At 68.1% G+C, this 17640-nt stretch carries 14 protein-coding genes; all 14 read right to left on the bottom strand.

Annotated features, from left to right (window positions below; genetic code table 11):
- Nucleotides 1-2 precede the first annotated feature (2 nt).
- Nucleotides 3-1163 (bottom strand): deoxyguanosinetriphosphate triphosphohydrolase, encoded by a 1161-nt coding sequence (locus tag D0Z60_RS01290; RefSeq protein WP_118856318.1) that lies wholly within the window; start codon nt 1161-1163, stop codon nt 3-5.
- Nucleotides 1160-2926 carry an SPOR domain-containing protein gene (locus D0Z60_RS01285; RefSeq protein ID WP_162888022.1) on the bottom strand — a complete coding sequence of 589 codons (1767 nt, stop codon included), beginning with the start codon at nt 2924-2926 and terminating at the stop codon, nt 1160-1162. The genes D0Z60_RS01290 and D0Z60_RS01285 overlap by 4 nt, the downstream gene beginning before the upstream one ends.
- A gap of 94 nt (nt 2927-3020) precedes the next feature.
- Nucleotides 3021-4448 (bottom strand): cell division protein FtsZ, encoded by a 1428-nt coding sequence (ftsZ, locus tag D0Z60_RS01280; protein ID WP_118856314.1) that lies wholly within the window; start codon nt 4446-4448, stop codon nt 3021-3023.
- Nucleotides 4449-4621: 173 nt separating this feature from the next.
- Nucleotides 4622-5878 (bottom strand): cell division protein FtsA, encoded by a 1257-nt coding sequence (gene ftsA / locus D0Z60_RS01275; RefSeq protein WP_118856312.1) that lies wholly within the window; start codon nt 5876-5878, stop codon nt 4622-4624.
- A gap of 16 nt (nt 5879-5894) precedes the next feature.
- Nucleotides 5895-6776: a cell division protein FtsQ/DivIB gene (locus tag D0Z60_RS01270; RefSeq protein ID WP_118856310.1), complete on the bottom strand. Its 882-nt coding sequence runs from the start codon at nt 6774-6776 to the stop codon at nt 5895-5897.
- Nucleotides 6773-7759 (bottom strand): D-alanine--D-alanine ligase, encoded by a 987-nt coding sequence (locus D0Z60_RS01265; RefSeq protein WP_240325497.1) that lies wholly within the window; start codon nt 7757-7759, stop codon nt 6773-6775. Before D0Z60_RS01265 ends, D0Z60_RS01270 begins: the two co-directional genes overlap by 4 nt.
- Nucleotides 7738-8670, bottom strand: coding sequence for a UDP-N-acetylmuramate dehydrogenase (murB, locus tag D0Z60_RS01260; RefSeq protein WP_118856308.1), 933 nt, complete (start codon nt 8668-8670; stop codon nt 7738-7740). Before murB ends, D0Z60_RS01265 begins: the two co-directional genes overlap by 22 nt.
- Nucleotides 8667-10079: a UDP-N-acetylmuramate--L-alanine ligase gene (gene murC / locus D0Z60_RS01255; protein WP_118856306.1), complete on the bottom strand. Its 1413-nt coding sequence runs from the start codon at nt 10077-10079 to the stop codon at nt 8667-8669. The genes murB and murC overlap by 4 nt, the downstream gene beginning before the upstream one ends.
- Nucleotides 10076-11236, bottom strand: a complete 1161-nt coding sequence (gene murG, locus D0Z60_RS01250) for an undecaprenyldiphospho-muramoylpentapeptide beta-N-acetylglucosaminyltransferase (protein ID WP_118858374.1) — start codon at nt 11234-11236, stop codon at nt 10076-10078. The genes murC and murG overlap by 4 nt, the downstream gene beginning before the upstream one ends.
- Nucleotides 11233-12471: an FtsW/RodA/SpoVE family cell cycle protein gene (locus D0Z60_RS01245; RefSeq protein ID WP_118856304.1), complete on the bottom strand. Its 1239-nt coding sequence runs from the start codon at nt 12469-12471 to the stop codon at nt 11233-11235. Before D0Z60_RS01245 ends, murG begins: the two co-directional genes overlap by 4 nt.
- On the bottom strand, nt 12468-13742 hold the full coding sequence (locus D0Z60_RS01240) for a Mur ligase family protein (protein WP_118856302.1): 1275 nt from the start codon (nt 13740-13742) through the stop codon (nt 12468-12470). Before D0Z60_RS01240 ends, D0Z60_RS01245 begins: the two co-directional genes overlap by 4 nt.
- Complete coding sequence (gene mraY, locus D0Z60_RS01235; RefSeq protein WP_118856300.1) at nt 13739-14809, bottom strand: phospho-N-acetylmuramoyl-pentapeptide-transferase; 1071 nt, start codon at nt 14807-14809, stop codon at nt 13739-13741. The genes D0Z60_RS01240 and mraY overlap by 4 nt, the downstream gene beginning before the upstream one ends.
- Nucleotides 14809-16218 (bottom strand): UDP-N-acetylmuramoyl-tripeptide--D-alanyl-D-alanine ligase, encoded by a 1410-nt coding sequence (locus D0Z60_RS01230; protein WP_118856299.1) that lies wholly within the window; start codon nt 16216-16218, stop codon nt 14809-14811. The genes mraY and D0Z60_RS01230 overlap by 1 nt, the downstream gene beginning before the upstream one ends.
- Nucleotides 16215-17636, bottom strand: coding sequence for a UDP-N-acetylmuramoyl-L-alanyl-D-glutamate--2,6-diaminopimelate ligase (locus tag D0Z60_RS01225; RefSeq protein ID WP_118856297.1), 1422 nt, complete (start codon nt 17634-17636; stop codon nt 16215-16217). The genes D0Z60_RS01230 and D0Z60_RS01225 overlap by 4 nt, the downstream gene beginning before the upstream one ends.
- Nucleotides 17637-17640: the final 4 nt, after the last annotated feature.

The raw sequence follows: 17640 nt of genomic DNA, 5'->3' as shown, positions 1-17640 counted from the left end.
CTTCAGAACTTCTCCGGCAGGGTCACCGGCCCGACCAGCTCCTCGTGCCGCGCAATCGCATAGCGGTCGGTCATTCCGGCGATAAAGTCGGCGATCCCGCGCAGCCGGTCGGTTTCCGACTCGCCGCGCGCCCACCCGTCGGGCAGCAGCGCCGGATCGGCTCGGTACGCCCCGGCGAGATTGGCGATCACGCGTTGCGCCTCGTCGCGTACCGGACGCAGCGGCGGGCTGTCGTACAGCTTCGCATAGAGAAACGCCTTGAGTGCCCGCTCCTCGGCCGCCATCGCCTCCGAGAAGCCGGCCAGCGCCCGCCCCGCGCCGCGCACGTCCGCCGCCGTCTCCGCCCCCGCCTCGGCGACCCGGCGCCGGGTCTCGCCGAGCACGTCGGCGACCATCGTTCCGATCCCGTCGCGCACCAGCGCCTTCACCATCCGCTCGCGCTCCAGCCCCGGATGGCGCCGCTCGATCGCCCGCCACAGCCGCGCCACCAGCGGCACTTCGAGCAACTCGTCGAGCTCGAGTATTCCGGCCCGAAGCCCGTCGTCGATGTCGTGATTGTCGTAGGCGATATCATCGGCGATCGCCGCCACCTGCGCCTCCAGCCCCGGCCACTCGTCCAGGGCGACTCCAGCACCTGCCGCCGCCTCCGCCAGCGCCCAGCCCAACGCACCCACCGGCCCATTATGCTTGGCCAGTCCGTCGAGCATGTCGCGAGTCAAATTAAGCCCGGCAAAGTTGGGATAGGGCCGCTCGATCAGCGTCACGACGCGAAGCGTGTGGCCATTGTGGTCAAACCCGCCGGCATCGGCCAGCGCCGCCGACAGCGCATCCTCGCCGGCATGGCCGAACGGCGGATGGCCGAGGTCGTGGGCCAGGCACAGCGCCTCGGTCAGATCCTCGTTGAGGCCGAGCGCCCGGGCCATCGTGCGGCCGATCTGCGCCACTTCCAGGCTGTGCGTCAGGCGGACCCGGAAATGGTCGCCGTCAGGCGCGACGAACACCTGGGTCTTGGAGCGCAGGCGGCGGAAGGAGGCCGAATGGACGATCCGGTCGCGGTCGCGCTGGAAGGCGTCGCGCGGGCCGCGCGGGCCGTCATCGTCTTCGGGGTGGAGCCGCCCGAGCGACCGGTCGGGGCGGGCGGCGAGCCCCGGGAATGCCGTCATCGGCTGGCGAGTTTCTCGATCTTGATCTGCGCCGGGTTGCGGGTCCAGGCGAAGCTGTCGATGCCCGCCTTGTCGAGCTTGGTAACGAAGGCGTGCGCCTCGGCGCTGTCGTCGAAGGGGCCGATCAGCAGCCGAAAATAGTCTTTGCCGACCGTGACATGGCCCGGCTGGCCCTTGAACAGATCGGGCTTTTTGGCGCGGATCTTGCGGAACTCCGCGGCCATGTTCTCCTTGCTACCGCTGCCAGCCAGCTGGACCCAGAAGGTGCCCTTGGCGCCAACATCCGGCTCGGCCGGCTTGGACGTTTTCGCCTTGTCCTTCGCCGCCGACCGGCTCTTGCCGATCTCGCGGGAGGCCAGCTCGACCTTGGGCCGCGACGGCGGCGGGGTCTCGATCTCAAGCTTGGGGGTCGGCGCCGGCGGCGGGCTGTCGGTGACGGCGAACGACGGCTGGCGCACATCCTGGTCGGCATTGTCGGCCGGCCGCAACGGATCGGACGGCAGGTCGATCGTCGCCGTTTCCACCTTGCGCTCGGTCTCCGCGTTGCCCACGACGTCGCGCTCGCTTGGGGTCGCCGGGACGATCTCGACCAATTCGACCGTCGGCTCCGTTGCGATGCTGCTTTGCGCGGCGGGTGGCGGCGCTGGCGGCGGCGCTGACGGACGCAGCACAACGGGATCGGCGGACGGCACAGTGGGTGCGCCGGACGGGGTGGCCACCTGATCCTTCGGCCTCGACCTCCGTGACGCGGGATTCTCTGCCGGGTTAAGCGACGGACGCACCGACGCGAGCCAAGTATTGATCGACTCGACTTCACGCTCTGCGCGGTGCGCAGGTTGCGGTTGGCGCTTGCCGGCCTGGGGCAGACGTTGCGGGGCGGCCCTGGCGACGCGCGGCGGAGACACCAGCAGCGATTCGACCGTCCTGCCGCTTGTTGCGGCCCCAGGATCGCCCGTCCGGCCGACGCTTACCACCGGCGAAAGCGGAATGGACTGCGCCGAGGCGTAGCGCTGCGCGGCATCCTTGGGGAATTCGCCAAGATGGACTGCCGCCGCTTTCTCGTTGGGGCGAAGCACCGGCAGAAGCCGGAAGAACGGCTCGAATTCTGCGCCTTTGCCGGGCATCGCCGCATCGATCGTCCGCCGAGCGCCCTCGCGGTCGCCGGCCAGCGCGAGGATGAAGGCGTTGACCCGCACCGCCTCGCGGTCGCCGCGCCGAAGCAGCGGCTCGATCGTTGCCGCCGCACCCTTGATGTCGCGCCCGATCGCCAGGCTCAGCGCCAGCCGACGCCGCGCTTCGTCGGCCGCCACCCCGACCATCGCCAGCCGATATTCGATTTGCGCCTGCGGCTGCTGGCCGAGCAGATCATAGGCCATGCCGCGGTCGAGCGCGAGCATCGACGGCGGTGCGCCGAGCGCCGCGGCGCGTGCGAAATAGGTCAGCGCCGAGGACGGCTGGCCGCTCATCGTCATCGCCGCGCCCATGCCGATCTTGGGCATCGGGCTGCGCGGATAGGCCTCCTCGGCGCGCCCGAAGAAGCCCGCCGCGGCCTGCAAATCGCCGAGCTCGAGGCTGGCCCGCCCGGCGGCGATCAGCGCGTCCATGTTGCGCGGCTCGCGCGCCAGCGTGCGCATGCTCGCCGCGAGCGCGGCATTGGGGTCGGAAATCGTCGTCGCGCCGAATTGCGCGGCGGCAGGCGTCGCCGCGGCCATCGCCAGGATCAGCGCCGCAGCCGTCGCCCCGCGCAGGGAAAAAGTTCGCATTCTGCCACTGATCGCGAAGCCGACCTTGCTCCAAGCTTGCCGGGGCCGCGTAATCGCCAGACCGTGGTTCATCGGCGACGAGCCGACGGGATCGCTACTGATTGTTCTGGCGATTGAGGAAGCGCGGGATGTCGAGCGGTTCGCGGCGGAAGCTCGGCATCGGCTCGCCGCCGTCCGATTCCGCCTGGGCCGCGCCGCGCGCGATGTTGCTCATGCGCTCGAACAGCGTGCCTCCGCCGGTCGCCAGCTTGGGCCGCTCGTCCTCGCTCGACGCGGTCGGCTCGGCGGTTTCCTCGTCGCTTGGCGGCGGCACCGGGGCCGACGCGACCGGCTGGGTCAGGATATCGTCGCTGTCGAGCACCAGCTCGTCCGCCTCGTTCTCGCCGTCGGTCGTGTTGGACAATTCCAACAGGTCCTCGTCCGCCTCGTCACCCCCGTTTGAGGAAACCACTGCACTGTCCACAACCGGCGTCGCCGGAGCGCTGACAACGCCCCGCGGCGGGAAGCTAAACACCTTGCCGGCACCGCTCTGCTGGCCGGCCGGCATCGCCGACGCCTCGGCCTCGATCCCGGTTGCGACGACGCTGACCCGGATCTTGCCTTCCAGACCGTTGTTGAACGCCGAGCCCCAGATGATGTTGGCGTCGGCGTCGACCAGCTCCTTGATGTGGCTGGCGGCCTCGTCGACCTCCATCAGCTTCATGTCCTCGCCGCCGGTGATCGAGATGATCACGCCCTTGGCGCCCTTCATGCTGACGCCGTCGAGCAGCGGGTTCGAGATGGCCTTCTCGGCAGCCTCGATCGCGCGGTTCTCGCCCGACGCTTCGCCGGTGCCCATCATCGCCTTGCCCATCTCGCCCATCACCGAGCGAACGTCGGCGAAGTCGAGGTTGATGAGGCCCGGCATGACCATCAGGTCGGTGATCCCGCGAACGCCCTGCTGGAGCACCTCGTCGGCCATTTCGAACGCTTCCTTGAAGGTAGTGTCGGAGTTGGCGAGGCGGAACAGGTTCTGGTTGGGGATGACGATCAGCGTATCGACATGCTTCTGAAGCTCGTCGATGCCGCTGTCGGCCGAGCGCATCCGCCGCGCGCCCTCGAACGCGAACGGCTTGGTCACCACGCCGACGGTCAGGATGCCGCGATCACGCGCCGCCTTGGCGATCACCGGAGCTGCCCCGGTGCCGGTGCCGCCGCCCATGCCGGCGGCGATGAAGCACATGTGCGATCCGTCGAGCGCGCGCTCGATCTCCTCGATCGTCTCTTCCGCCGCGGCACGGCCGATCTCCGGCCGCGAGCCCGCACCGAGGCCCTGGGTGATCTTGAGCCCGAGCTGAAGCCGCTGGTCGGCGGTCGAGGAGTTGAGCGCCTGCGCGTCGGTGTTCGCGACGATGAAGTCGACTCCCTGGACATCGCGCTTGATCATGTTGGCGACGGCGTTGCCGCCCGCGCCGCCGACGCCGATCACGCTGATCCGCGGACGAAGCTCGTCGACTTCCGGTCGGATGAAATCGATGCTCATGGGCCGTGCTCCCCTGTCGCGCCAAGCGCTTTGAATCTACGGCACGAATCTTTGAATCATCGGGTCCCGCGTGCCAAGCAAAAACGACTGCGCAGGCCAAATTTTCTGTGAGCCGAGTGGCGCCCGGGACTCACCTGATTCAGATTGGGCAAGGCGCGCCGTGGAGCGCGGGCTCAATAACCCTGCTTGAGCGCGCTCACCAGGCGGCCGAACATGCCGGTCCCGCTTTTCTTCTCGACGCGGGTGCCGAGGATGATGTCGCGCAGATCGCCGCTGCCATCGGCGGCGAGCATCGCTAGCCCAACCAGCGTCGTGAAGGCCGGGCCACTATGCGCGTCGGGCAGGCCCGTGATGGTCCGCGGACGACCGATCCGCACCGCCCGACCGAGTACGCCTTGCATATAGTCGGCGATGTTCTTGAGGTCGGCGCCGCCGCCAGTCAGCACGACTTGGCGCCCGACCGGGCCGGTGAAGCCGAGGCTCTTGAGCGCGGCGTCGATCTCGCCGGTCAGCTGCTCTACCCGCTGACGGATCACGGTCATCAGCTGCGCGCGCGTGATGCGGGTCGGCTCGGCCCCGTCCTCGGCGCCGATCTGATTGGCCTCGATCATCTCGTGATTGTCGCGCGGGCTGGTCATCGCCGAGCCGTAAAAGCACTTCAGCCGCTCGGCATCGCGGCGCTGGACCGCGAATGCACAAGCGATGTCGTCGCTGATATCCTTGGCGCCCATCGGAATCGAGCGCAGCCCTACGAGCATTCCGCCGGCATGGAGTGAGACGTTGGTCACCTCCGCGCCGAGCTCGACCAGCGCGACCCCGAGCTCGCGCTCCTCCTGGGTCAGGCAGGCGAGCGCCGCGGCGACCGGGGAGGCGACGATCGCCTTCACCCCAAGATGGGCCGAGCGGATGACGTAATCGAGATTCTTCAGCGGCGCTGGGTCGGCGGCGACGACATGGATGTCGACGCCGAGCTTGCCGGCATGGAGCCCGATCGGGTTCTTGACGCCCTCAACCCCGTCGATCGTGAACAGCGCCGGATGGGCGTGGAGCACGAGCCGCTGGCCGCCGTCGATCGCGGTGCGGCCCTCGAGCAGCAATTGGTTGATGTCGGTCTGCTCGACTTGATGGCCGCCAAGTTCGACCTCGACGCTGATCACGTCGCTGCTGATTCCGCCGGCGCCGAAGCTTGCCCACACATCGTCAATCGTGACTCCGCTCATGCGCTCGGCGCTCTCGACCGCCTCGCGCACCGCGACCTCGCTGGCGTCCATGTCAGTGACATAGCCGCGCTTGACGCCGCGGCTTTCCCGCTGGCCCGAGCCCATCACGCGCAGCCGTCCGTCGTCGTCGCGCGCGACGATCAGGGCGCTGACCTTCGACGAGCCAATGTCGAGGGCGGCGATCGGCGTTTGGGGGGGCGGGACGGCCATGGACGCTGCTGAAACCCTAACCTTCCTGGGCGGGCTTGTCGCCCTGCGGAACCGCATCGGCAGGCAAGCGAACGATCATCTTGCCGGGCACGCGCAGGTCGAAGCGGACGATCCCGCGGCCAAGCAAGCCGGCCGATTTGTCGAGCCGGGCGAATTTGGCAAGCGCTTTGCGCGCGTCGGCGTTGCCCTCGGGCAAGGCGACCGTCTCGCCGGTCTGGAAATTGAGGTCCCATCTGCGGTGCGATACCCAGGTGGCCGACTCCAGCTGCGGCCGCAGATTGGGCGCTTCGCCGAGTAGCGACTGGAGCTCGCGGCTGCGGGCGTTGGCGCCGGGGCCGACAAGCAACGGCAGGTCGGGCATCTCCGTGACCTTGACCTTGTCGAGCACCACGCCGTCGTCGTCGATCAGCGACAGCTTGCTGTCGTCCTGCCACAATGCGGCCGGCTGGCGCTCGACGATATCGATCACCAGCGTGTCGGGCAGCCGCCGCGAGACCCGCGCATCCTTGACCCAGCCGTAGCGGAGCAGGCGCTGACGGATCCCTTCGACATCGACCAGCGGCATCGCCGTCGATTGCTGATCGAGCGCGATCTTGAAGACCGGCTTGCTGTCCATGTGCTTGACGCCGACGACGTCGACGCTGCGCACGCGAAAGCCGGCCGATCCCATCTGTTCGCCGAACGCGCTCCACGCCCGGCCCGGCAGGTCGACCGCCGCCGCCGCCACGCCCGCGATCGCCAGCGCGAACAGGCCGAACGCCAAGCGCGCGAGACGGTTGGCGCTGTCCTGTTCGACCGGAAGCTTGGAGACGATCTTGCGCGGCACCTTGACCCGCGCGCCGCCCTTGCGCGGCCGGATCGCCGCGCCGGAGCCGCGCCGGGTGCGAGCAGAGCTCACCGCGCCGCGGCGCTTTGCTCGAGCACCGGCGCGAGGTCTTCGCCAAGCGCCTCGGCGATCAGCCGCTCGACCAGCTCGCCATAGCCGATGCCGCGCTGGCGGGCCTGTTCCGGAGCAAGGCTTAGCGGCGTCATGCCCGGCTGGGTGTTGACCTCGAGCAGATAGACACCTGCTTCGCCCAGTTCGTCGTCCCAGCGAAAGTCGCTCCGCGAAATGCCACGGCAGCCGAGCAGCCGGTGCGCCGCGGCCGCCATGTCCATCATCGCTCGGGCGACATTGTCGGGCACTCGGGCCGGACAGATGTGCGTGGTCAAGCCGTCAGTATATTTGGCGTCGTAATCGTAAAAGCCGGCCTTGGGCTGCAGCTCGGTGACACACAGCGCCTCGCCGCCGAGCACCGCGATGGTCAATTCGCGGCCGCGGATGAACGGCTCGGCCAGAAGCCGCTCGAAATGCCGCCACGGCCCTTCGGCCTTGGCGCTAATCGGCTTGCCGTAATTGCCCTCGTCGGTGACGATCGCGACCCCGACCGATGAGCCTTCGTTGACCGGCTTCAGCACATAGGGCCGGGCCATCGGGTCGCCCTCGTAGAGGCTGTCGCTGCGCACGATCCGGCCGCCCGGCATGCGGATGCCGTGCGGGACCAGCACCGCCTTGGTCAGCTCCTTGTCGATCGCCACGGCCGACGCGGTAAGGCCGCTGTGGGTGTAGGGGATCTGCATCAGGTCGAGCAGGCCCTGGACCGTGCCGTCCTCGCCCGGCGTGCCGTGGAGCGCGTTGAACACCACGTCGGGACGGAGCTCGGTCAGCACCGCGGCAATGTTGCGGTCCATGTCTAGTGGCGTGACGTTGGACCAACCACGCTCTTCCAGGGCGGCGACGATGCCCTTGCCGCTGGTTAGTGACACCTCGCGCTCGGACGACCAGCCGCCCATCAGCACCACGACGTGCAGATCCTTGTTCAACCTTTCACTCCCACACATTCCTGGCTTGCGTCGTCGGCAAACATGCCGACACGCTGAATCTCCCATTCGAGTTCGATGCCGCTCTCTTTCCGCACCCGGCGCCGCACTTCCTCGCCCAATCCTTCGATGTCGGCGCTGGTCGCGCTTCCAAGGTTCAACAGGAAGTTGCAATGCTTTTCCGAGACTTGGGCGCCGCCCAGGGTCAGGCCGCGGCACCCGGCCCGGTCGATCGCCTGCCACGCCTTGAGCGGCAGCGGATTCTTGAAGGTCGAGCCGCCGGTCTTGCTGCGAAGGGGCTGCGATTCCTCGCGGCTGGCGGCGATGCGGTCCATCTCGGCCTGGATCGCGGCCGGTTCCCCCGGCATGCCGCGCAAGGTGGCGGAGACGACGATCGCCCCCTCGGGCAGGTCGCTATGGCGATAGGAGTAGGCAAGCGCTTCCTTGAGGAGCGTTTGACGTTCGCCGCTGCGCAGCACGACCTCGCAGTCGACCAATACGTCGCTCGTCTCGCGGCAGTAGGCACCGCCGTTCATCCGCACGAAGCCGCCGACCGTGCCGGGGATCGAGCGGAGGAATTCCAGGCCGGCGATTCCGGCGTCCCGGGCGGTCGACGACACCAGTATGCCACTTGCGCCACCGCCGCACTTCAGGGTCACCTCGTCAAGCCGCTCGGCCGTGGCAAAAGGTTTGCCGAGCCGCACGACCACGCCCGGCACGCCGCCGTCGCGGACGATGAGGTTTGATCCAAGGCCGAGCCCCATCACCGGGACGGCCGGATCGAGCCGACGCAGGAAATCCGCGAGGTCATCGGTATCGGCCGGCTCGAACAGCCATTGTGCCGCGCCGCCCGACTTGAACCACACCAACGGCGCGAGCGGCGCGTCGGGGGTGAGGCGTCCGCGCACGGCTGCGATCGTCTCCGCGTTCATTTGGTCGCCCGCGCCGCCTTGATCCCGTCGGCCAGGCCAGCCGCCCACTTGGTGATGTCGCCGGCGCCCATGCACACCACCAGATCGCCCTCGGCGGCGAGGTCGCGCAAGCAGCGCGCCAATTCCGCGGCGTCGGCGACGGTCTTGACCATGCGGTGGCCGCGGGCACGCAAGCCCTCGGCCAGGGCCTCGGCGTCGATGCCCTCGATCGGCTGCTCGCCGGCGGCGTAGACGGGGGTCACGAACACCGCGTCGGCGTCGTTGAAGGCCGCCTGGAACTCGTCCATCAGATCGCCGAGCCGCGAGTAACGATGGGGCTGGACGACTGCGATCACCCGCCCCTCGGCGCTCTCCCGAGCCGCCGACAGCACGGAGCGGATCTCGACCGGGTGGTGGGCGTAATCGTCGATGATTGTCGCGCCGTCGACTGCGCCGACTCGGCTGAAGCGGCGCTTGACTCCCCCGAACCGCTCGAAGCCGCGGGCGATGACATCGTCGGGCAACAGGAATTCGCGCGCTACCGCCACCGCGGCAAGCGCGTTCAGGACGTTGTGGCGTCCGGGCATGGGGACGAAGATGTCGGGGATCACCCTCCGCTCGCCGCTCCGCGCGATGATGCTCGCGTCGAAGCGGCTGCCGCCGCCCTCGGGACGGATGTTCTCAGCGCGAATGTCGGCCAGTGCTGACGTCCCGTAGGTGACGATGCGGCGGTCGCGAATGCGGCCGATGACGGACTGCACCTCGGGATGATCAACGCACATCACCGCCAGCCCGTAGAACGGCACGTTCTCGACGAACTCGACGAAGCAGTCCTTCACGCGCTCGAAGCTGCCATAATGGTCGAGATGCTCGGGATCGATGTTGGTCACCACCGCGATCGTCCCGTCGAGCCGGAGGAAGCTGCCGTCGCTTTCGTCGGCCTCGACGACCATCCAGTCGGACTTGCCGAGCCGGGCATTGGAGCCATAGCTATTGATGATTCCGCCGTTGATCACGGTCGGCTCGATCCCGCCGGCGTCAAGCATCGCCGCGATCATCGAGGTGGTGGTGGTTTTGCCATGCGTCCCGGCGACCGCGATGGTCGATTGCATGCGCATCAGCTCGGCGAGCATCTCGGCGCGTCGGACCCGCGGGATTCGGCGCTCAGCGGCGGCGCGAACCTCGGGGTTGTCGTCGCGGATGGCGGTCGAGCAGACCAGCACCGCCGCCTCGCCGAGATTGTCGGCGGACTGGCCGATCATCACCGGGATGCCCGCCTTGCGCAGGCCTTCGGTGACATAGCTTTCGTTCTGGTCGCTGCCCTGAACGTTGTAGCCGAGGTGGTGCATGACCTCGGCGATGCCCGACATGCCAATGCCGCCGATGCCGACGAAGTGGATCGTGCCGATCTCGCGGCCCATCGCCTTCATGCGCGCGCCGCCAAGGTCATCGCCGGCACGTTGGCGGGAGCGGAGATGGGCGGCCCGAGCGGGACCATCTTCTCCTTGTTCGCAATCCGCTCGACCAGGTCGGCCAGGTCGCTGGTGGCATGCGGTCGGCCGATCGACAGCGCGCGAGAGGCGGCATTGGCGAGCGCCTCGGGATCGCCGGCCAGCGCCGCGATCTGCGCCGCCAGCGTATCCGGCGTAAACTCGGACTGCGCAATCATCCGCGCCCCGCCCGCTCGCGCCATCTCGCGCGCATTGACCGTCTGGTGGTCGTCGGTGGCGCTCGGCAGCGGGATGAGGATCGCCGGACGACCGGCGGCGGTCAGCTCGGCGATGGTCGAGGCGCCAGCGCGGGCGATGACCAGATGGCAATCGGCGAGCTTGGCCGGCATGTCGGCGATGTAGGTCGACAGTTCGGCCGGAATGCCGAGCTCTGCGTATCGCGCGCGCACCGCTTCGATGTCGTCAGGCCGGCATTGCTGGACGATCTGCAACCGACGGCGGAGCGCGGGCTCAAGCGCGCCGAGGCCGGCCGGGACGACCTTGCCGAGCACGCTCGCGCCCTGGCTCCCGCCGGTCACCAGAATCTTGAGCGGCGCAAGCTCGTCGAAAGGTGGCAGCGGCGCCTCCCCGAGGCGGGCAACCGCCTCGCGCACCGGATTGCCGACCAGCACGGTCTTGTCCCGGTGCCTCGGCTTCAATCGCTCGACGTCGGCATAAGCGGTCGCAATCGCCGCCGCTTCGCCGGCAAGGAAGCGATTAACCCTGCCGAGCACGGCGTTCTGCTCGTGCAGGATGGTGGGGATATCGCGCGCGCTCGCCGCCAACAGCGCGGGCAGCGCCGGATAGCCGCCGAAGCCGACCACGACGTCGGGCGGGAAGGCGCGGTAGAGCCGCTTGGCCTGGCCCCGCCCCGAGGCGATGGCAAATGCCGCTCGGATCATTCCCAGCGGCCCGCCGCCAAGACGCCCGGCCGGCAGGATGTGGATCGGGACGCCGTCGAACAGCCCCGGGATTTTGGCTCCGCGCTCGTCGGTGATCAGCGCCACGCCGTGGCCGCGCCGCTTCAACTCGGCGGCCAGCGCATGGGCCGGGATCATATGTCCGCCGGTGCCTCCGGCGGCCAGGATGACGTTCATCGAACTGCGGTCTCCGCGCCCCATTTCACGACGTAGGGCGAGCGGGTCAGATAGGGATTTCGCCGGGTGAAGGCGAGCAGCAATCCGATCGCGATCGACAGCGCCAGCATCGAGCTTCCGCCATAGGAGATGAACGGCAGGGTCATGCCCTTGGACGGCGCGATCTGGACGTTGACCGCCATGTTGATCAGCGCCTGCAGACCGAACTGGATGGCGAGCCCGGCGGCGGCGAGGATCGCGAACGGGCTCTCCTCGTCGAGCAATTTCACCAGCACGCGCACGACGATGCCGAGATAGAGCAAGGCGATGGCGAGGCAGGCGATCAGCCCGAATTCCTCGCCGATCACGGAGAAGATGTAATCGGTGTGCGGCTCGGGCAGGCCGAACTTGCGCGTGCCCCCGCCCGGCCCCATCCCGAACAGGCCGCCGGCAGTCAGCGTGCGCATCGCGTTCTCGACCTGGAAATTGTCGCCCTCGCCGAACAGGAAGCCATCGATTCGGACCGTCGCGACGTCGTAGAAGAAATAGGCCAGCACGACGCCGACCACCGCCGCCGCGCCGAGGCCGAGCAGGATGCGCAGGTTGAGCCCGGCCAGCGCCAGCATCGCGATCCACACCACCGCATAGATGATCGTCGAGCCGAAATCGGGCTGCTTCATCAGCAGCACCGCAACCAGGCCGAGCAGCACGGCCGACACCGGGAACACTGGCAGGCTCTTGTCCTTCTCCCTGAGCGACAGCAGCCATGCCATCGACACGACGAAGAACGGCTTCAGGAATTCCGACGGCTGGAGCTGGCCGACTCCGAGTTCGATCCAGCGCACCGCGCCATTCTTCTCGGCGCCGATGAACGGCACCGCCGCCAGCAAGGCGAGGAATACCAGCGCGCCAACCACCGAGAAACGCTTGGCGCGCTCGCGCGGCATCATCGAGATGATGATCATCACCGGTACCGAGACCGCGATCCACATCAGCTGGCGATAAAAGAAGAATAGCTCGTTGATCCGCACATTGCCGCCCGAATAGCGCTCGGCGGCGGCCGGGCTGGCGGCGGCGACGGCGATCAGGCCGATGCCGATCAGCGCGGCGATCATCAGCAGCAGGACCTTGTCGATTTCCCAGAACCAGCGGCCGACCGGCGACCGGTCCGAGCGGCCATAGCGGCCGGGATCGACCAGTGCCGCCTTGGCCTTGATCGTGCCGGCCAAGGTGGCCGCTTGCGTTGCGCCGTTCATAGCCCCTCCACCAGCTCGCGAAAGTGGTCCCCGCGCGCCTCGAAATCGCGAAATTGGTCGAACGAGGCGGCTGCCGGCGAGAGTAGGACAGTCTCGCCCGGCTGTGAATCCCTCGCGGCACGATTCACCGCATTTTCAAGCGTTTCCGACTCGACCACGGCGACCCCGGCGGCGCGCAGCAAACGTGCGAACATCGGCCCCGCCTCGCCGATGGTATAGGCGGCAACGACATGGCTGAGATGGTTAGCGGTGTCGCCGAGGCTTTCGGTCTTGGCCTGTCCGCCGACGATCCAGCGAACGCGGGGGTAAGCGGCTAGCGCCGGTGCGGCGGCCTCGGCATTGGTCGCCTTGCTGTCGTTGACGAAAAGGATGCCGTCCTTGTCGCGAACGCGCTCCATGCGGTGCGGCAGACCGGGATAGGATTGAAAGCCCTTTTCGATCTGATCGTCGGTTATCCCGAGCCAACCGGAGGCTTGCCGAGCGGCATCGGCATTTTCGGCGTTATGCGGCCCTTGCAGCGCTGGCCAATTTTGCTGCTCGCCGACAATCAACGGGACAATCCCATTGAATCCGGCAAACTCCGGATTGATCAGGCCCGCCTCGAAAGCTGGCCAGTTTATCACCGATTTATGATCGGCACTCTGCATTTGCAGGAGCCTGCTTTTCGCCGCCGCATAGGCTTCGAAGCTGTCATATCGATCAAGATGGTCGGGGGTGATGTTGAGCAATACCGCGACATCACAATCGAGACTGTGCGTCAGGTCGATCTGGAAGCTCGACAGCTCGAGCACATAGACCCCACCTTCGGGCAGCGCGTCCTGCGCGAGGATCGGCAGGCCGATGTTGCCGCCCATCGTCGTCGGGACGCCGGCGGTCTTGAGGATGTGGTGAATGAGCGCGGTGGTCGTCGACTTGCCGTTGGTTCCGGTGATGCCGACGACCTTGTGCGGCGGCAGCTCGGGCCGGGCTCGAGCGAACAGCTCGATGTCGCCGATGATTTCGACCCCCGCCTCTCGCGCGCGCTGGGCGATGGGGTGGGTGTTGAGCGGGAGGCCTGGTGTGACGACGAGGCTGTCGAACTGGCTCAGGTCGAGCTCATCGAGGTTTTCGACAGACGCCCCCACAGGGGCTTTAGCCCGCGCCTCTTCCTTCGCATCCCACGCGGTGACCCGCGCGCCGCTCGCCAGCAGCGCTTGGACGGTCGCCAGCCCGGAGCGCGCCAGGCCGTAGACCGCATAATGTCTGCCGGCCCAGGCCCGTGCCGTGATCACCTGAGCTTCAGCGTACTCAGCCCGGCGAGGGCGAGCACGAAGGAAATGATCCAGAAGCGGATGACCACGGTCGGCTCGCTCCATCCCATATGCTCGAAATGGTGGTGGATCGGGGCCATCTTGAAGATACGCTTGCCGAAGCGCTTGAACCAGAACACCTGGACGATGACGCTGACCGCTTCGAGCACGAACAGCCCGCCGATGATCGCCAGCACGAATTCATGGTGGGTCGCCACTGCCACCGCGCCCAGCGCCCCGCCGAGCGCGAGGCTGCCGGTGTCGCCCATGAACACAGCCGCCGGGGGCGCGTTGAACCACAGGAAGGCGAGGCCCGCACCGACAATCGCAAGAAGCAGGACGGTGAGGTCGCCGACGCCGGGCACGTGCGGGATTCCGAGGTAGGGCGCGAAGCGGGCGTCGCCGACCAGATAGGCGATGAGGGTGAAGGCCATTGCGGCGATGATCACCGGCATCGTCGCCAGCCCGTCGAGCCCGTCGGTGAGGTTCACCGCATTGCCGAACGCGACGATCACGAAGGCGCCGAACACGACGTAAAACAGGCCGACGTCGGCGACCGATCCCTGTACAAACGGAAGATAGAATTGCGTGCCCGAATAACGCACCATCAGCCAGGTCGCGAAGCCGGCGATGAGGAATTCGAACAACAGCCGCGCCTTGCCCGACAGGCCGGCATGGTGCGCCTTTCGCACCTTGTCCCAATCGTCGAGGAAGCCGATCACGCCGAACGCCGCGGTGACCAGCAGGCAGGCCCAGACATAGGGATTGCTGAGGTCCATCCACAGCAGCACCGAAATGCCGACCGAAACCAGGATTAGCAGCCCGCCCATGGTCGGCGTGCCGCGCTTGGCGAGGTGGGTTTGCGGGCCGTCGGCGCGGATCGGCTGGCCCTTGCCCTGCTTGGCCCGCAACCAGCGGATGAAGGCGGGGCCGAGCAGCAGGCCGATCAGCAATGCGGTCGCGCTCGCCGCGCCTGCGCGGAAGCTGATGTAGCGGATAAGGTTGAGGATGCCGGGGAAGCCCAGCTGCTCGGCGATGACGTAGAGCATTAGCGGAGCGCTTCCTGGCCGGCGGGAGTGCGGCCCCCTGCCAGAGCATCGACGAGTCGGGCAAGGCCGATCGAGTTGGAGGCCTTGACGAGGACTGCATCGCCCGGCGCGATCGAGGCGGTCAGTCGCTCGGTGGCGGCGGAGACGTCTGCGACCTGATCGACTGCGATCCGCCCGGTCAGTTCGGCGGCGAGGCCGTCATATTCGGGACCGATCAGGATCAACCGGTCGACGCCCGCGACCAGCGCCGGCTCGGCGATCGCGCGGTGCTCGCGCTCGCTCTCGGCACCGAGCTCGCGCATGGCTCCGAGCACCGCGATCCGGCGGCCGGTGACGCGTTCTTCGCCGAGGCTCTTGAGAGTCGCGGCCATCGACGCCGGGTTGGCATTGTAGCTCTCGTCGATCAGCAGCGCCTCGCCGCCGGTCAAAGCGATCACGTGGCGCTCGCCGCGACCCTTGAGGCCACCGAGGTCGCCGAGCGCGAGGCCGGCGGCGGCGAGATCGGCACCGGCCGCCTCGACCGCAGCGAGCACCGCCAGCGCGTTTGAAATCCAGTGGTCGCCGCGCTGCGAGAGGGTGAAAGTCAGCTCGCTCGCCAGCAGGCGCGCGGTGACGAGGCTGCCGAGGCCGGTCGAATCGACCGCGTGGAGCGCGCTGATGTCGGCGTTATCGGAGCGGCCGAACGTGATCACCTCCTCGGCGTGGCCGCGGGCGGCGCGGACGAGGTTGTCGCGCTGCGGCGTGTCGTCGGGGATGATCGCAATGCGACGACCCTCGAGGCCCTCGAAGATCTCGCCCTTAGCGTCGGCGATCGCCTCGATCGAGCCAAGGTTCTCGATGTGGGCCGGGGCGATGGCGGTGATGAGTGCGATGTGGGGGCGGACCAAGCGAGTGAGCCCCGCGATCTCGCCGGCGTGGTTCATGCCCATTTCGAGCACCGCGAAGCAGGTGCCTCGGGGCATCCGGGCGAGGCTCAATGGAACGCCGGTGTGGTTGTTGTAGCTTTTGACCGAGCGGTGGACGTGGCCCTTGCGGCTGCGGGTCAAGGCGGCGGCCAATGCCTCCTTGGTCGAGGTCTTGCCGACCGAGCCGGTGACGCCGATCACGACTGCCTTCGGATCGAGCCGGTCGCGGGCTGCCTTGGCGAGGGATTCAAGGGCTTTGGCGACGTCGTCGACGACGATGTGTGGACAGTGCAGTGGTTTCCTAGAAAGGACTGCGCTGGCGCCGTTTTGTAACGCGGCCGTAATGAAATCGTGGCCGTCGTGGGCGGTTCCGGGCATGGCGACGAACAGGTCGCCGGGGCCGGCCTCGCGGCTGTCGAAGGTGATGCCGGTGACCTCGAACGGCGCGCTCGCGGTGCCGCCGGTCGCCGCCTCGATCTCGGCCGAGGTCCACAGGGCGGTCATGCGGCGCACTCGCGCGCAACCTCGGAATCGTCGAACGGATGCACGGTTTCGCCGACAATCTGACCGGTTTCGTGCCCTTTTCCGGCGAGCAGGACGATGTCGCCCGAACGCGCGACGCGGATCGCCTCGGCGATCGCCTCGCGGCGGCCGGCGATTTCGGTCGCGTGCGGAGCGCCTTCGAGGATGGCGCGGCGGATCGCGGCGGAATCCTCGCTGCGCGGATTGTCGTCGGTGACGATGACGAGATCGCTTCCGCACGCGGCGGCGGCGCCCATCGGCGCGCGCTTGCCGACGTCGCGGTCGCCGCCCGCGCCGAACACGGTGATCAGCCGCCCGCCCTCGCCGACATGGGGGCGCAGCGCGGCGATCGCGGCCTCGAGCGCGTCGGGGGTGTGGGCATAGTCGACATAGACCGGCGCACCGGCGCGCGTGATGACCGCGCGCTCGAGCCGGCCGCGCACCGGAGCGACCCGCGCCAGCCCGCCGAGCGTCGCCGCCCACTCGCCGCCGGTCGCGAGGACGAGTCCGGCGGCGGTCAGCACATTGTTGACCTGATAGGCGCCGATCAGCGGCAGCATCAGCCGATGCTCCCGGCCGTCGTAGCGCAGGACGAGCTGCTGGCCGAGCGGCGTGGGTGCTCGCGAGACGAGCGCGATGTCGGCCTCGCCCGGCCCGACGGTCACCAGCCCAAGGCCGCGCGCGCGGATATGATCGAGAACCTCGGCGGACTTGGGATCGCCGGTCCACACCACCGCGACAGTCCCGGCCCCCGCGACCTCGTCGAACAGCCGCATCTTGGCCGCGAAATAGGCCTCCATCGTGCCGTGATAGTCGAGGTGGTCGCGGCTGAAGTTGGTGAAGGCGACGGCGGCGAGCGGGACGCCCTCGGCGCGATACTGATCGAGGCCGTGGGATGAGGCTTCGTAGGCGACATGGCTGATGCCCATGCGCTCGAGCCCGGCGATGTTGCTGAGGAAGGTCACGATGTCGGGCGTCGTCAGGCCGGTCTTGACCTGGTCGTCGGCGGTGGTGACCCCGAGCGTTCCGATCGATGCCGAGCGGTGCCCGGCCATGCGCCACAATTGGCGCGTCATCTCGACGGTCGAGGTCTTGCCGTTGGTGCCGGTGACGGCGACGATCGTCTCCGGATAGGGGCCGAAGAATTTTGACGCGAGCTCGGCGAAGCGGCGGCGCGGCTCGGCGTCGGCGATGTGCAGCGCGCCGGCGACCGCCGCCTCGGGCCGGGCGACCACCGCGACCGCGCCGTGATCGACCGCCAAGGGGATGAAGTCCTCGCCGTTGAAGCGCTCGCCGCGAAAGGCGCCGAAGATGTTGCCGCGCACCACCTTGCGGTGGTCGAGCGCGAAGCCGGTGATGTCGACGTCTCCCTCGGCCGGCGCGAGGTCGCTGAGCTTCACCGCG

Source organism: Sphingomonas mesophila (assembly GCF_003499275.1).
Classification (GTDB): Bacteria; Pseudomonadota; Alphaproteobacteria; order Sphingomonadales; family Sphingomonadaceae; genus Sphingomicrobium; species Sphingomicrobium mesophilum.
The sequence above is the reverse complement of the archived record's forward strand: the minus strand, read 5'-3'. Positions and strand labels throughout refer to the sequence as shown.

Bases quoted from the DNA above. Each gene is read 5' to 3' on its own strand.
- D0Z60_RS01290 (WP_118856318.1), bottom strand. From the start codon at position 1,163: ATGACGGCATTCCCGGGGCTCGCCGCCCGCCCCGACCGGTCGCTCGGG.
- D0Z60_RS01285 (WP_162888022.1), bottom strand. From the start codon at position 2,926: ATGCGAACTTTTTCCCTGCGCGGGGCGACGGCTGCGGCGCTGATCCTG.
- ftsZ (WP_118856314.1), bottom strand. From the start codon at position 4,448: ATGAGCATCGATTTCATCCGACCGGAAGTCGACGAGCTTCGTCCGCGG.
- ftsA (WP_118856312.1), bottom strand. From the start codon at position 5,878: ATGGCCGTCCCGCCCCCCCAAACGCCGATCGCCGCCCTCGACATTGGC.
- D0Z60_RS01265 (WP_240325497.1), bottom strand. From the start codon at position 7,759: ATGTGTGGGAGTGAAAGGTTGAACAAGGATCTGCACGTCGTGGTGCTG.
- murB (WP_118856308.1), bottom strand. From the start codon at position 8,670: ATGAACGCGGAGACGATCGCAGCCGTGCGCGGACGCCTCACCCCCGAC.
- murC (WP_118856306.1), bottom strand. From the start codon at position 10,079: ATGAAGGCGATGGGCCGCGAGATCGGCACGATCCACTTCGTCGGCATC.
- murG (WP_118858374.1), bottom strand. From the start codon at position 11,236: ATGAACGTCATCCTGGCCGCCGGAGGCACCGGCGGACATATGATCCCG.
- D0Z60_RS01245 (WP_118856304.1), bottom strand. From the start codon at position 12,471: ATGAACGGCGCAACGCAAGCGGCCACCTTGGCCGGCACGATCAAGGCC.
- mraY (WP_118856300.1), bottom strand. From the start codon at position 14,809: ATGCTCTACGTCATCGCCGAGCAGCTGGGCTTCCCCGGCATCCTCAAC.
- D0Z60_RS01230 (WP_118856299.1), bottom strand. From the start codon at position 16,218: ATGACCGCCCTGTGGACCTCGGCCGAGATCGAGGCGGCGACCGGCGGC.